The sequence below is a fragment of the Asaia sp. As-1742 genome (assembly GCF_011753235.1).
GTDB classification, from domain to species: Bacteria; Pseudomonadota; Alphaproteobacteria; order Acetobacterales; family Acetobacteraceae; genus Asaia; species Asaia bogorensis_B.
In genome coordinates, this window is the sequence record NZ_VWWA01000012.1 from 1 (window position 1) to 13,841 (window position 13,841).

11 protein-coding genes are annotated in these 13,841 nt (G+C 60.7%); 3 read left to right on the plus strand and 8 right to left on the minus strand.

The window, feature by feature from the left end:
- Nucleotides 1–106: 106 nt before the first annotated feature.
- The 6 genes from F3J08_RS13860 to F3J08_RS13885 form a co-directional block, all read right to left on the minus strand.
- Entirely contained in the window at nt 107–346 is a 240-nt protein-coding gene (locus tag F3J08_RS13860; protein ID WP_166930721.1) for a hypothetical protein, read from the minus strand.
- Nucleotides 343–1,497, minus strand: coding sequence for a rod shape-determining protein RodA (gene rodA, locus F3J08_RS13865; RefSeq protein ID WP_023978670.1), 1,155 nt, complete (start codon nt 1,495–1,497; stop codon nt 343–345). The genes F3J08_RS13860 and rodA overlap by 4 nt, the downstream gene beginning before the upstream one ends.
- Nucleotides 1,497–3,404, minus strand: a complete 1,908-nt coding sequence (gene mrdA / locus F3J08_RS13870) for a penicillin-binding protein 2 (protein ID WP_166930722.1) — start codon at nt 3,402–3,404, stop codon at nt 1,497–1,499. The genes rodA and mrdA overlap by 1 nt, the downstream gene beginning before the upstream one ends.
- Nucleotides 3,405–3,515: 111 nt before the next feature.
- The gene (locus tag F3J08_RS13875; RefSeq protein WP_166930724.1) at nt 3,516–4,082 is read right to left on the minus strand and encodes a hypothetical protein; all 567 of its coding nucleotides are present in this window, start codon (nt 4,080–4,082) and stop codon (nt 3,516–3,518) included.
- A gap of 4 nt (nt 4,083–4,086) precedes the next feature.
- On the minus strand, nt 4,087–5,031 hold the full coding sequence (gene mreC, locus F3J08_RS13880) for a rod shape-determining protein MreC (protein WP_122039079.1): 945 nt from the start codon (nt 5,029–5,031) through the stop codon (nt 4,087–4,089).
- Nucleotides 5,032–5,052: 21 nt separating this feature from the next.
- Nucleotides 5,053–6,099, minus strand: a complete 1,047-nt coding sequence (locus F3J08_RS13885; protein ID WP_122039080.1) for a rod shape-determining protein — start codon at nt 6,097–6,099, stop codon at nt 5,053–5,055.
- A gap of 398 nt (nt 6,100–6,497) precedes the next feature.
- On the opposite strand from F3J08_RS13885, the gene F3J08_RS13890 reads away from it, so the two are divergent.
- Both F3J08_RS13890 and F3J08_RS17235 read left to right on the plus strand, forming a co-directional pair.
- Nucleotides 6,498–6,767: a hypothetical protein gene (locus F3J08_RS13890; RefSeq protein ID WP_122039081.1), complete on the plus strand. Its 270-nt coding sequence runs from the start codon at nt 6,498–6,500 to the stop codon at nt 6,765–6,767.
- Nucleotides 6,768–6,791: 24 nt separating this feature from the next.
- On the plus strand, nt 6,792–7,253 hold the full coding sequence (locus F3J08_RS17235) for a hypothetical protein (protein ID WP_166930726.1): 462 nt from the start codon (nt 6,792–6,794) through the stop codon (nt 7,251–7,253).
- 194 nt (nt 7,254–7,447) lie between these two features.
- Here the strand turns inward: F3J08_RS17235 and F3J08_RS13900 are convergent, their stop codons facing one another.
- Nucleotides 7,448–9,019, minus strand: coding sequence for a 2-isopropylmalate synthase (locus F3J08_RS13900; protein ID WP_166930727.1), 1,572 nt, complete (start codon nt 9,017–9,019; stop codon nt 7,448–7,450).
- 237 nt (nt 9,020–9,256) lie between these two features.
- Nucleotides 9,257–10,159 carry an N-acetylmuramoyl-L-alanine amidase gene (locus tag F3J08_RS13905; RefSeq protein WP_166930729.1) on the minus strand — a complete coding sequence of 301 codons (903 nt, stop codon included), beginning with the start codon at nt 10,157–10,159 and terminating at the stop codon, nt 9,257–9,259.
- Nucleotides 10,160–10,678: 519 nt separating this feature from the next.
- Between F3J08_RS13905 and F3J08_RS13910 the strand changes: the two genes are divergently transcribed.
- Nucleotides 10,679–13,618 carry an Rne/Rng family ribonuclease gene (locus F3J08_RS13910; protein ID WP_166930730.1) on the plus strand — a complete coding sequence of 980 codons (2,940 nt, stop codon included), beginning with the start codon at nt 10,679–10,681 and terminating at the stop codon, nt 13,616–13,618.
- Nucleotides 13,619–13,841 lie beyond the last annotated feature (223 nt).

The following is a 13,841-nucleotide window of genomic DNA, read 5'->3' on the forward strand; positions in this document are numbered from 1 at the left end:
CTTGACTATGCTGTATCGCTCGACGGACTGCCGCTGTCGTCGTGGCGCTCCCGTGGTGAACCTGGCCCATAGTGCTTCCTTCCATTCCGATGAAAAGATTGCACCATCAAAACCCGGGACCAAACAGGTAGAGTATTGCATGCAAAGCCGTCATGGTGCGCTGATTGTACCGATCAGTCATACGCCTGCCGCCGGGATTACAGGCCCCGATCAGCACAAGCGCCGGAACGGAAAAAGGCCACGGCCTGAGTGTCTGCCCGATACGCAGGGTAAAGGGCGCAATCCGATACGCCGTGTCATGATAGGAACGCAGGATCGCCGGGCTCGGTGGTCTGATCCTTCTCACAGATCCGGATTACGCTCGACAACATCGCGCTCGTTGCGATGCACCCAGGAAGAAAGCAGCAGGCCAAAGCCGAACATCATGGTGAGCATGGCCGAACCGCCATAGGAGATGAGGGGCAGCGGCACGCCACCCACCGGAATGACCCCCATGACCATCGACAGATTGACCGCGCAGTAGAGGAAGAAATCGACCGAGATGCCCAGAGCCAGCAGCCGCCCGAACTGGTTGCGACTACGCATGGACATGAGCATCCCCCCAACCACAAGCGTGGCCAGAAGACCAATGACCGACACCGCGCCGACATAGCCCCATTCCTCACCGATCATGGTGAAAATGAAATCGGTCTGTTTTTCCGGCAGGAAGTTCAGCTGCCCCTGCGTCCCGCGCAGATAACCCTCGCCCCACATTCCGCCCGAGCCAAGGGCAATCTTGGACTGGATGATGTTGTAGCCAGCGCCAAGCGGATCATGCTCAGGGTGCAGGAAGGTGTCGATGCGGGCCTTCTGGTAGTCATGCAGATGCGCATAGACGAACTTGCCGAGGAAGGGCACCGGCGCCACCAGCAGCACAATCTGCCAAAGGCGCATGCCCGCAGCAAAGAACATGGTCGCGCCGATGAGACCGATGATGACAGCCGTACCCAGATTGGGCTCCTTGAGCACCAGAACCACTGGCAGGAGCGTCAGCAAGGCGGGCGGGATCAATCGGAGCGGATTGCCCATGCGCTTGATGTCGATGCGATGAAACCAGCTTGCCAGAGCCAGAACCAGGGCAATCTTGGCGAATTCCGAGGGCTGGAACTGGATACCGGCCAGATTGATCCAGCGCTCTGCGCCCTTGCCCACATGGCCCATGCGCAGCACGAGGGTCAGCAGGGTGATGGCCATGAGGTAGATCGGAATGGAGAGCAGACGCAGCACTCTGGGGCTGGTGAGTGCAACCACGATCATCATCACCAGACCGAAGCCGAACCGAACCATCTGCGGGCGTGCAAAAGGCTTGGCCGTGCCGCCTCCGGCAGAATAGAGCGCCAGATAGCCAACCCCGGCCAGAGCGCAGATGAGCAGCACGTAGAGCCAGTTGATCTGGAGAAGCTTGCCCAGAAGCCTGAAACTGGGCTCGGGACGCCACAGGCGTTTCTGCCAGTTCATTACTCGGCGTCCGCGACAGCCTGACCGGGGGCGTGGTCATGATTGACCGGGTCGCGCGAGAGCGTGTCGGTCATGATGTCCCGCGCCAGAGGGGCCGCGGCATCAGCACCGCCATTACCATGCTCGATCACAACGGCAATCGCATAGCGAGGCGCGTCATAAGGAGCGAAACAGATGAACAGCGCGTGGGGGCGCTCTTCCCAAGGCAGGTTCATCGAGTTGAAGTGACCGCTCTCACGCAGGGCACGTGAGACATGTCTCACCTGCGCGGAGCCCGTCTTGCCAGCCATAGCCACATCGGGGATGTTCAGCCGGGCCTTGGGCGCGGTGCCTCGTGGCGCATTGACCACGTCGAACATTCCCTGCCTGATGACGGCAAGATGCGTGTCGGGAATATCGAGCACAGGCGCGGCATCAAGCGGCGTGTGCTCGGAATCCTTGTCATTCACCTTGCGCACGAGATGCGGCGTGACATTCCGGCCGGAGGCGATGCGCGAGACGTAGGTCGCAAGCTCAAGCGGCGTCACCTGCACGAAGCCCTGCCCGATACCGGCATTGACCGTGTCACCACCATTCCAGTGGAAGCCGTGCTTCTGCCGCCATTCAGGCGTGGGGATCACACCCGCACGTGTATGGGGCAGTTCGATATCAAGCTTGGTGCCCAGACCAAACCCGTTGGCCATCGCCTTGATCGGCTCCATGCCGATCTTGCGCGCTGCAAGATAGAAATAGACGTCGCAGCTATACATGAGCGCCTGCTGCATGGTGATGCTGCCATGCCCCCAGCGCGACCAACAATGGAAGCGAACGCCGCCCATATCGTAATAGCCGGGGCAGTTGAACCGGTCCTGAGGGCTGATCTGCCCTGACTGCAATGCGGCAAGCGCCACGGCAGGCTTGAATGTCGAACCCGGCGGATAAACACCGGCCACGGTCTTGTTGATGAGCGGTGTCCGGACGTTGTTCGTCCACTCGATCCACTGCGCATGGCTCACGCCAGAATCAAAAAGCGACGGATCGAAGGATGGGGTGCTGACCATGGCCAGCACCTCGCCGTTGCGGCAATCCATTACCACAACGCTCGCTGCCTGATCACCAATGCGGTTGAGCACCATCTGCTGCAGGCCGGCATCGATGGTCAGGACAACTTCATCGCCCTGCTGACCGTCCAGTCGGTCCATCTCGCCCATGACACGGCCCTTGGAGTTGACCTCCATCTCGACCGAGCCCGGCTCCCCACGCAGCAGCAGATCCTGCGTCTGCTCGATGCCCGCGCGGCCCGCGCGCATACCGGGAAGTGCCATCATGGGACTCGATGCCACATCGCGCTCGTTAGGCGGGGCAACGTAACCGACGATATGCGCAAGCTGCGGCCCATAAGGATAGAGGCGCGTCGTTCCCACATCGATCAGCACGCCAGGCAGGCTGGGCGCGTTCAGTTCGATACGTGCCATATCGTCCCAGCTCAGAAAGTCCTTGAGCGAAACGGGTACATATTTGCGGATATGACGAAGGTCGCGTTCTATACGGGCCTGATCACGGTCGTCCAGCGCGATGATCTGTCCGAAACGGGCAATCGTCGCGTGGATATCGGTTGTCTCCTCAGGCATGAGGAGCGCCCGCCAGTTGACCTTGTTACCGGCAAGCTGGATACCAAAGCGATCAACAATCTGACCGCGCGCCGGTGCCAGGAGCCGCTTGCTCGTGCGGTTTCTCGCTGCGAGGTCGCGCAGATGATCGCCCTCATGGACCTGCAGGTCATAAAGCTTCTTGCCCAGCACCCCCAGCACGCCCGCCTGCGTCGCAAGCACAAGAAGGGCACGGCGCGTAAACACCCCGCGTGAAGGAGTGACGTCCTCGCGCTTGGTTTTCGCGCGGGATGGAGAGGAACGCCTGGTCTTTCTCATCGCGCAGCGGAAATCCCGGCACGTGAAGAGGTCATGACATCGCTCTCGTCTGTCGGACGTTCAACACAAGGCACTGCGCTGTAACGGGACATCATGCTCAAGACGGGGCCTTCAGGCTTGCTCGGGGTTTGCCACTGTACGACGCGCCCAGGCAAACAGCGCGCTCAGTGTCGGATAAATACCAATTGTCACCGCTGCCTGAAAGAGACTCGGCCCCGGAGACAGCAATGTCAACGTCCCGATACACGCGATGATCCATCCAAACAACGACAAAACAAGGGCAAGCGCGCCAAGCAGTGCCCAGCCGAACAGAAAGCTGATCCGGCTCAGACCATAACGCCAGAGATGCGCAACGCCATGAAAAACGAGCAGGGAAAACAAAAAGACACCGGGCGGTCCAAAGCTCAGCGCCTCGCAGGCCAAGCCCACACAGAACGTCATGAAGGGCGTCATGGATTGCGGCCGATGGGACGACCAGAAGAAAACCGTACTCGCCGCGATGCCGAAACAGAGTTCGTTTTGCCCCGGAAGCCCCAGCCCTGCTGACAGGATCAGCGCACAGATAACCACGAAGAGCGAGGGCATGAGTGCCCGCATGACGCTGTCAATGCGTCGCCGCAAGGTCTGGCGAGGGGCGATGCCAGGGTGGATTTCGGGAGGCACACGATGGGATACCATGGCGTCAGCCCTGCCCGCGCACGGGCTTCTGGAACGGAACGAAGGGTAACTCGGGCGCAACCGGCATGGGCGGGGTGAGATGCACACGGCCGGGCGCGTCCGGCCCGTTATGGTCAGCGATCATGTAATTGAAAACGCGCACGATATCGGGATGGTCCAGCGTCGCTTCCGGCACAACGACCGGTGAGCCGGGTCGCAGATAATGAACGGTGCCGACGACCAGACCGCCCGGCATGCCTGCAAAAGCCCCGTGATCATGCCCCTCGGGCGCAGGTTGTTCCCCTGTCACCACCCGCTCGCCCTCAACGGGGCGATTATCCTGCGCATAGTAGATGAGTCTCGGATAAGGCGAGCCATCTCCCGCCATGATGGCATTTCCCCGTGATGCGGTGAGCATGACCGGAATACGGCTCGCCTCATCGTTGATCATCAGGATACGAACCGTATGGGCACCCGTTTCGGTCACACGCCCAAGCAGACCGGATGCATCGAGCGCCACATCGCCAGGCACGATTCCATGCCCGTCACCCACGGCAAGGAGTATGGAACGCCCATATAACCCGCCCGCATCACGCAAGGCGTGACCACTCACAAAGTTCGGGGCGTTGTCAGGAATCCAGTGCAGGCTTGCCTTGAGCTGGGCATTTTCGTCGGCGAGGGCCACAGCGACGTCGTACCAGCGACGCAGTTTCTGGTTCTCGGCACGCAAGCGCGCATTCTCGCCTGCGATATCGGTCAAGCCCACGAAAGAAAGACGAAGATGGTTCAGGGCCGTCCCAGGGGCTGCCAGGAGCCGGTAAGCCGGAGAGAGCCCGTCAGCCAGTCTCAAGCGAAGAGAGTCGACAGCCGGACGTCGGGTCAGACCAAGCATGATCAACCCGACCGCCAGGATGAAGAAAAACGGCAGCATCAGTTTCGCGAGTGCGTGTCGTCCCTGTATCGACAGCATCGACGGGATGCTCCCTGGCTATCAGTACATCGAGATCAGGACATTCCGCAGACGGCGCATTTCCTCAAGAGCGCGCCCCGTTCCAAGCGCCACGCATGATAGCGGTGACTCGCCAACAGTTACCGGCAGTCCCGTTGCATTGCGCAGCACATCGTCCAGACGATAGAGCAGTGCACCACCGCCTGTCAGCACAATGCCCTTGTCAACGATATCCGCAGCCAGTTCCGGTGGCGTGTTTTCAAGCGCCATCGTCACCGCATCGACAATCTGCATGACCGGCTCGGAAAGGCTCTCGGCCACCTGCGCCTGGCTCACAAGAACCTCACGCGGCACACCATTGATGAGATCACGCCCCTTGACCTCTTTCACCGGCCCCGGATCACGTGGATCGTCAGGCAGGCACGCAGAGCCTATTTCAATCTTCAGTCGTTCGGCAGAGCTTTCGCCGATCAGCAAATTGAACGTCTTGCGGATATAGGAGATGATCGCATCATCCATCTTGTCACCGCCGACGCGTACCGAACGCGCATAGACGATGCCACCAAGAGAGATTACAGCCACTTCCGTCGTACCACCGCCGATATCGACGATCATGCTGCCCGAAGGCTCCGTCACCGGCAGGCCTGCGCCAATTGCGGCCGCCATGGGCTCCTCAATCAGCATGACCTTGCGGGCACCGGCGCTTTCGGCGCTTTCCTGAATGGCGCGGCGCTCGACCGCAGTCGAACCGGAGGGCACGCAGACGATGATCTGCGGGCTGGCGAAAGCGCGGCGATTGTGCACCTTGCGGATGAAATGCTTGATCATTTCCTCCGCCACCTCAAAATCGGCAATCACGCCGTCGCGCAGTGGGCGAATGGCCGTGATATTGCCCGGCGTACGGCCGACCATCAGCTTGGCTTCTTCACCAACCGCCAGCACCTGCTTCTTGCCACGCACCTCAGCGATGGCAACGACAGATGGTTCATCAAGGACGATGCCGCGCCCTTTGACATAAACGAGAGTATTGGCGGTGCCGAGGTCAATAGCCATGTCTGCCGACATGAGACCCAGCAGACGTGAGAACATTCAAGCCTCCTGGCCGAAAGGGTTTTGCGCGCACGTGTCGCGCCCTGCCTCCGTTTTGCCTGCCTGATTACCCCTTGAGGTTGTATGAGGCCAAGCGGGCTGAAGTCATGACACGAGATATTCTGGCGGGTGGCTTACCGGTGCGCAGTGTGAGGAGCAAGAGGCGATCAGGGAAAATTGCAGTTTAATGAATAGAAACACAGCATCAGCCATGCTTTATCGCAGTAGTTACAGTAAGTTACAAACTGTCCTGTCTTGGCCATCATCCGGACATGCTGCCAACGCGGATACAAGGCTTTTCTGTTTACGACCTGTTCACGACTCAGTGGCTCGAGGAAACTCGCCAAAAACCACTTCGTTCTGACAGTGTTGGACAAATGACCTAGGATACAAGAACGATGACCAAGCGTGTTTCCTTCCTTAGCTCGCGCAAGCTGTTGGCCGCTTCGGCCTGTCTCGGCATGCTGGGCCTGAGCGCTTGCGGCAATCCTTATGACCCCGGCGCACGCGCTGGTTCCGGTGCCCTGATCGGTGCTGGTGGTGGTGCAGCCATTGGTGCGCTGGCCGGTGGTGGCCGTGGTGCCGCCATTGGCGCTCTTGCAGGCGGCGCACTCGGCGCTGCGGGTGGTGCAGCAACCACCCCCAATCGTCCGCGTTCCGGTTACTGATCCCCTACTCGCCGAAAGCGTGTCATGACACCTGCCTTCTTGCCTCGCCCCTCCCCCCGCAAATGGCCAGTGGCCATTATGGGCTTGGCTGGCCTCTGCACTCTGCTCAGCGGGTGCGGCAGCCCCTATGATCCCGGCGCCCGTGCGGGTTCGGGGGCCCTGATCGGCGGCGGTGCCGGTGCGGCGATCGGTGCACTCGCGGGCGGCGGTAGGGGCGCGGCCATTGGTGCTCTTGCTGGCGGACTGGTTGGTGCGGCCGGCGGTGCGGCTACTACACCGAACCGACCCAATGGGGGTTACGCCCAGGGCGGGTATTACAATCAGGGCGGCTCTTACAATCAGGCCCCGCCCCAACAGGGTTATCAGCAGCCTTATTACAATAATGGCCAGAACGGCTATGCTGCGCCGGCCTATCCTGCGCAGCCCCAAGCTGCATATCCGGCCCAGCAAGGCTATCCAGCCTACAACCAGGGTTACGGATACTGATCACAACGGCGTCGCCGTTTTGAACACCACACGAAAAACGCCCCGCAGCGATGCCGCTTCGGGGCGTTTTCTTTTATCCCGGGCCATCACATCTTTCATAGGCGGACGCACGGTCATGACAGCCTCGGGTTGCCATAAAAAACCCCGGCAGCCTGAGGCCGCCGGGGTGAAGGAAATGTGGATCTGCCGTCTGATCAGGCGTCAAGTGCTTCGGGCTCGCTTCGGGCGCGCTTGACCAGCAGCTTGTTCAGCGCATGAACATAGGCACGCACCGCAGAGACGATCGTGTCGGCATCAGCGCCCTGACCATCCACCATCTTGCCACCCTCCTGCAGACGGACAGTTGTCTTGGCCTGGGCATCCGTGCCCTCGGTCACGGCGCCGACAGAGAACAGCGCCAACTCGGCCTCATGCGGAAAGATCTCGCCAATAGCCTTGAAGGCAGCGTCCACCGGACCGTTACCGCTGACCTTTGCCGAGCGCACAACACCATCCACCAGCAATTCAAGTGTCGCCTCGGCAGGACGCTTCGAGCCAGCTGTCAGCTCCAGCGCGACAAAGCGGATACGGTCGTGATCACGGGTTTCGTCATCGACCAGGGCACGAATATCGTCGTCAAATACGGTCTTTTTCTGATCCGCCAGAACCTTGAAGCGCTCGAAAGCGTCCTGGATCTTTTCATCGGGCAGGTCATAGCCCAGCGCCTTGAGCTTGTCGCGGAAGGCAGCGCGCCCCGAATGCTTGCCCAGAACGAGCGATGTCTTGCTCCAGCCCACGCTCTCCGGCGTCATGATCTCGTAAGTCGCTGCGTTCTTCAGGATGCCATCCTGATGGATACCGCTCTCATGAGCAAAGGCATTGCGTCCGACAATCGCCTTGTTGGGCTGTACGTCAAAGCCGGTAATATTGGCCAGCAGGCGCGAAATCCCCAGCAGACGTGGGGTTTCAATGCGGTTCTGGAAGGGAATCTTGTCACGGCGCGTGCGGATCGCCATGACAATCTCTTCTAGCGCCGCATTGCCTGCACGCTCGCCAATGCCGTTGATCGTGCATTCGATCTGGCGGGCACCACCGGCGACTGCTGCCAGGGTATTGGCGACACCCAGACCCAGATCATTATGGTTATGGGTCGAGAAAATCACCTTTTCCGCACCCGGCACGCGCTCACGCAGCATGGTGAAAATAGCCTGCAGTTCATCCGGCGTGGTGAAGCCAACCGTGTCAGGAATATTGATGGTCGTCGCGCCATGACGGATCGCCACTTCCACGCAACGGCACAGGAAATCCGGCTCGGTGCGTGAACCATCCTCAGCCGACCACTGTACGTCATCCGTGAAGTGACGCGACGCCTTGTTGCCCTCGGCAATCAGTTCCAGAACCGTCTCTGGCTCCATGCGCAGCTTGTACTTCATGTGCAGCGGCGAGGTAGAAATGAAGTTGTGAATTCGACGACGCGGCGCCTTGGCAATGGCCTCACCTGCGGCCTCGATGTCCCGCTTGCCACCGCTTCGGGCCAAACCGCACACCACAGCCTCACGGACCGTTTCAGCGATCTTCTGCACGCTTTCAAAATCGCCGGGCGACGCAACCGGGAAGCCGGCTTCGATCACATCGACACCCAGCTCTTCAAGAGCCTTCGCCATACGGATCTTCTCTTCCAGATTCATCGAGAAGCCGGGCGATTGCTCGCCATCACGCAGGGTGGTGTCAAAAATGATGACGCGGTCGTCAGCAACCGAGCCGAAAGAAGGATGGATGATGGTCATGGCTTTGTCTTTTCGTGGCTTTGAACAACAGGATCATAACCCCTGAACGCGCCGGTCGGACCGGCCGCAAAATGCGCTCAGGGGCAGATAAGTCGAAGCGTACGAAGAAGGAGGCCCGGGCATAGATAGGCGCGTGCTGCTGCACGGGATCCTATGCTTGAAAAGGGCGCCAGAATTTTCATGACGTCCTTCCTACTGTAAAAGACCAGCTCTTGCCTAGCGCAGTCGCATCATTTTCTAGCCCGAATGCGCAATATTCATACCAGATCCCGCGAAATAGCGATCGATTGCCGCACTCATGGCGGTCGCCACCTGCTTGCGATAGCCTCCCTGCCTCAGGGCCGCCTCGTCATGCCGGTTGGACATGAAACCCATCTCGACCAGCACAGAGGGAATATCGGCCGATTTGAGCACGACAAAAGCCGCATGACGCGCAGGATGGCGCAGCAGGCCGATACGCGGCTGAAAGGCTGATACGACACTGGCGGCCATATGCGCCGACCCCCGCCTCGTCTCCTCGTTCACCAGACTGGCGAGAATGGCCTGCACCTCGGAGGACATGCCGTGAAACGCCGGGCCAGCAAACCGGTCGGCGCTGTTCTCGGTCTGGGCGAGCGAGGCAGTCTGCGCATCTGATGCACCGTTGGAAAGCGTATAGACGCTGGCGCCCCTTACCTCCGGGTCATGCAGGGCATCGGCATGCATGGAAATGAAAAGCTGTGCCTTGTGACGGTGGGCAAGGTCCACGCGCCCCTCGAGCGGGATGAAGTGATCGTCCGCGCGGGTCATCACCACATCGTAGCGCCCGGCGCTCCTGATCTGATGATAGAGTTCCTGAGCGGCAGCTGCGGCAATGTGTTTCTCATAGGTGCCGCTGACACCGATCGCCCCTGGGTCTTTGCCTCCATGACCGGGGTCGAGCATGATCACAGGGCGCGGTGATGCGGCCTTGCCTACCAGCGCAGGCGCCCTGCCGCTGGCTTGCGGCGTCAGATGATGGCTGCTCGCCCCATGCGCCGCGTGATAGGGTGCCCGATGGCCCTCCGCACGCGCAGTGAGCGGGCCCAGCAGCGTACCTGTGGCCAGCGAGCGCCCCAGAAGTCGCGTCACCTTGCGGCGGGTGGGATCAAAAACAGGCATGGGCGGCCCCGGTGATGAGAGATGACAATGCATCTTCTGATCAAAAAATAAGGTGTCAACAAGGCGATGGCGGCCATCTTGCATAGCACGGCATTTTCCGTCATCCTGTGGGAGAAGGATCACGATACGGTCGATCCGGCACCAGGACAGAGCCCCGTCTAGGGGGGCATTCTCCGCGCGCCGCTCCCGTTTTCTGACATGCTTCGCGCGCCATCATGGTTTGCAAGAGCCCCCTCCCTCCCGCAGGCACAGCCGCGGGACGACAAGAGAGGTCAGTCTTCCAGGCCTGGGCGCAGATGACAACTCGCAGGGGCCGCATGAAATCTGCCAGTCTCGTTTTGTGGAAAACTACCGGAGCAGGCATCGACCTGTGTCCGACGCTGTTCCGCGAGCGCTGGTCTGATGGCTCTTTCTCACAAACCACGCCTCGACATTCTGCCGCGCGCGCCGGAAACGCCACTGTGTCTGCACAGGGTTCGATACCGGCCGTGACAAGGGCTGACCGGAGTCTCCTTATTTATGAACAAGCGTATGCTGATCGACACCACACACGCGGAAGAAACCCGCGTTGTGGTCATGGATGGTGATCGTCTCGAAGATTATGATATCGAAACATCATCAAAAAAGCAGATCAAGGGCAACATCTACCTCGCCAAGGTCATTCGCGTAGAGCCCAGCCTTCAGGCTGCTTTTGTCGATTACGGCGGTAACCGTCACGGCTTCCTTGCCTTTAGCGAAATCCATCCGGATTATTTCCAGATCCCGGTTGCCGACCGCGAAAAGCTTCTCGCCCTTCAGGACGAAGATCTCCGCGCCGATGAGCGCGTCGAGACCGAGAACGAAGGCGGTGAGACCACCGCGGACTCAGAACAGACCGAGCAGGCAGAGCAGCCCGATTTCGAAGCCCGCCCCGAAACCGTCGGTGGTGAGCATGACACGGGTGACGAGGGTGCAGCCGCCCGTCGCACGGCCCGCTTCCTGCGTAACTACAAGATCCAGGAAGTCATTCGCCGTCGCCAGATCCTGCTCGTTCAGGTCGTCAAGGAAGAGCGCGGCAACAAGGGTGCGGCTCTGACCACCTATGTCTCGCTGGCGGGACGTTATTGCGTGCTGATGCCCAATGCCCTGCGTGGCGGCGGCGTATCGCGCAAGATCACATCCGACAGCGATCGCAAGCGCCTGCGCGACATTATTGCCGAGCTTGACCTACCGCGCGGCATGGCCATGATCGTGCGCACGGCTGGTGCGCAGCGTCCGGGGCCCGAAATCACGCGTGACTGCGAATATCTGCTTCAGCTCTGGGACGATATCCGCAACCACACGCTGTCTTCGGTCGCCCCGACGCTAATTTATGAAGAAGCCAATCTGATCAAGCGCGCCATTCGCGACCTGTTCAGCAAGGACATCGAAGAAATTATCATCGATGGTGAGCCGGCCTGGAAGAATGCGCGCGAATTCATGCGTCTTCTGATGCCGCATAACGCCAACAAGGTGAAACTCTGGCGCGACCAGAGCCAGAGCCTGTTCGGCCGCTACCATGTGGAAGGCCATCTGGACGCGATCTTCTCGCCCACGGCCCAGCTGAAATCGGGTGGCTATCTGGTGATCAACCAGACCGAGGCCCTCGTCTCGATCGACGTGAACTCCGGCCGTTCGACCGGTCAGCGCAATATCGAGGATACGGCGGTCCGCACGAACCTCGAAGCTGCCGAGGAAGTTGCCCGTCAGCTTCGTCTGCGCGACCTTGCCGGGCTTGTCGTGATCGACTTCATCGACATGGAAAGCCGCAAGCATAATGCGATGGTCGAGAAGCGCCTGAAGGATGCCCTGCGTTCTGACCGCGCACGCATCCAGATTGGCCAGATCTCGCATTTCGGTCTGCTGGAAATGTCTCGCCAGCGACTGCGCCCGTCGATCTCGGAAGCCGTTCTGGTTCCCTGCCCCCATTGTCAGGGCACAGGCCATGTGCGTGGCATTGAAAGTGCCGCCCTGCATGTGCTGCGCGCCCTGGACGAGGAAGGGCTGAAGCAGAAAGCCGCCGAGATCAGTGTCCACATCACGTCGGGCATCGCGCTCTACATCCTCAACAACAAGCGCGACTGGCTGGGCGAGATCGAACAGCGCCACCGCATGCGCGTGTCGTTCCAGCCGGATGACAGCCTGACACCGGCCGATCTGCGTATCGAACGCCTGCGCCCGCAGGTTCCTGCCGAGCAGCGCGCGCCGCAGCCCGAGCGTCATGAGCCTGAAGCGACCCCTGCCGCACCTGCCTCCATCGTTGTGGAAGATGAGTCCGATCTGGGCGCGGTTTCGGCCGAGGAAAGCCGTGACGAAGCACCGCGCGAGGAAAACAGCCGTGAAGATGGCGGTCGCCGTCGCCGTCGCCGTCGTCGTCGCAATGGCCGACGCTCGGATGAGTCGCGCGACATGCCGCAGGCAGCCGAGGCCGATGTCTCTGATGAAGCAGAGGACGAAGAAGGCACGGCACCTGAGCAGGACGTTGCGGCATCGCACGACGATCAGGCAGCTGGCGACAGCGAAGCCCTGATCGTTCCCGGTCGTCGTCGCATGCGGACGCGTCGTGTCTCCCGTGAGGAACGCGGCCAGACCGAAGCACCGCGCGAAGCCCGTGCCCAGGAGCCCCGCAAGGCCGAGACACGTGATAACGCGGACCGCAACGGTGAGCGCAATGGCGCCAAGCGTGGCAACGAGGATCGTCGTCGCAACCAGCCGGAAAACCGCTGGAACGGCCCTACCCCGGCCGATCCCTTCGGTGGCGCCTCGTTCGACATCTTCGATATGATCGAACAGGCAGAATCCCGTCTGGGCGCACCATCTGCGCGCAATGACGAGCCGAAGCCCACTCTGGCAGTTAGTGCGACCGACAATGGCGGGGAATCTGTAAGAGCAGAAATCCCTGCCTCGACCGCCAGCCTTCCGGCAGAAGCGCCCGTCGAAACGGCTGCAAGCCGCGTTCGCGAGGGTGATGAGGCTGGTGCCCGCAAGGGGCGTGGCCGTCCGCGTCGTCGTCCGGTGGCTGCTGAGCAGGCCGAACCCGCGCCGACTGCGCCGGTGGAATCAGATTCAGCTTCCGTAGCTGAGCCTGTAGCCGTGGCAGAGGCCGATCAGGACAAGCCTGCAGCCCGTCGTCGCGGCCGCCCTCGCAAGGCACCTGCTGCGGCTGCCCTGCCTGAAGGTGATGCTGTTGACGCGGAACCCGCAGCAGCAACCGCCGATGCGCCCAAGCCACGTCGTGGCCGCACGTCGCGCAAGGCAGCTACAAGCGACGTCGAGGCTGACAGCACTGTGAAGGCAGAGGAAAAGGCTGCCAAGGCGCCCGCCAAAGCCTCGGCCCGCCGTGGCAAGGCCAAGGCCGATGATGCAGCACCGGTCGTGCAGCCCATCAATGTCGATGAGGTTGCACCCGCCAAGCCCCGTACGGGCTGGTGGAAGCGGTAACCGCAACAGACTTCATCGTTGAAGCAGGAAAACGGAGCGGCTCACACCGCCCCGTTTTTTTGTCCTCTTACGCGTCGGGTGATCGCTCATTCAACAGGCGAGACCCTTCCAAACCAGACTAAAGCCAGACAAGAGAATGACACGGGCATCTCATCTGAGCAGAGGCATCATGACTGCGCGCAAGGCGGAAGGGCTTCGATGCGTGGGGCCTCCATGATCGTGC

Bases quoted from the DNA above. Each gene is read 5' to 3' on its own strand.
- rodA (WP_023978670.1), bottom strand. From the start codon at position 1,497: ATGAACTGGCAGAAACGCCTGTGGCGTCCCGAGCCCAGTTTCAGGCTT.
- mrdA (WP_166930722.1), bottom strand. From the start codon at position 3,404: ATGAGAAAGACCAGGCGTTCCTCTCCATCCCGCGCGAAAACCAAGCGC.
- F3J08_RS13875 (WP_166930724.1), bottom strand. From the start codon at position 4,082: ATGGTATCCCATCGTGTGCCTCCCGAAATCCACCCTGGCATCGCCCCT.
- mreC (WP_122039079.1), bottom strand. From the start codon at position 5,031: ATGCTGTCGATACAGGGACGACACGCACTCGCGAAACTGATGCTGCCG.
- F3J08_RS13885 (WP_122039080.1), bottom strand. From the start codon at position 6,099: ATGTTCTCACGTCTGCTGGGTCTCATGTCGGCAGACATGGCTATTGAC.
- F3J08_RS13890 (WP_122039081.1), top strand. From the start codon at position 6,498: ATGACCAAGCGTGTTTCCTTCCTTAGCTCGCGCAAGCTGTTGGCCGCT.
- F3J08_RS17235 (WP_166930726.1), top strand. From the start codon at position 6,792: ATGACACCTGCCTTCTTGCCTCGCCCCTCCCCCCGCAAATGGCCAGTG.
- F3J08_RS13900 (WP_166930727.1), bottom strand. From the start codon at position 9,019: ATGACCATCATCCATCCTTCTTTCGGCTCGGTTGCTGACGACCGCGTC.
- F3J08_RS13905 (WP_166930729.1), bottom strand. From the start codon at position 10,159: ATGCCTGTTTTTGATCCCACCCGCCGCAAGGTGACGCGACTTCTGGGG.
- F3J08_RS13910 (WP_166930730.1), top strand. From the start codon at position 10,679: ATGAACAAGCGTATGCTGATCGACACCACACACGCGGAAGAAACCCGC.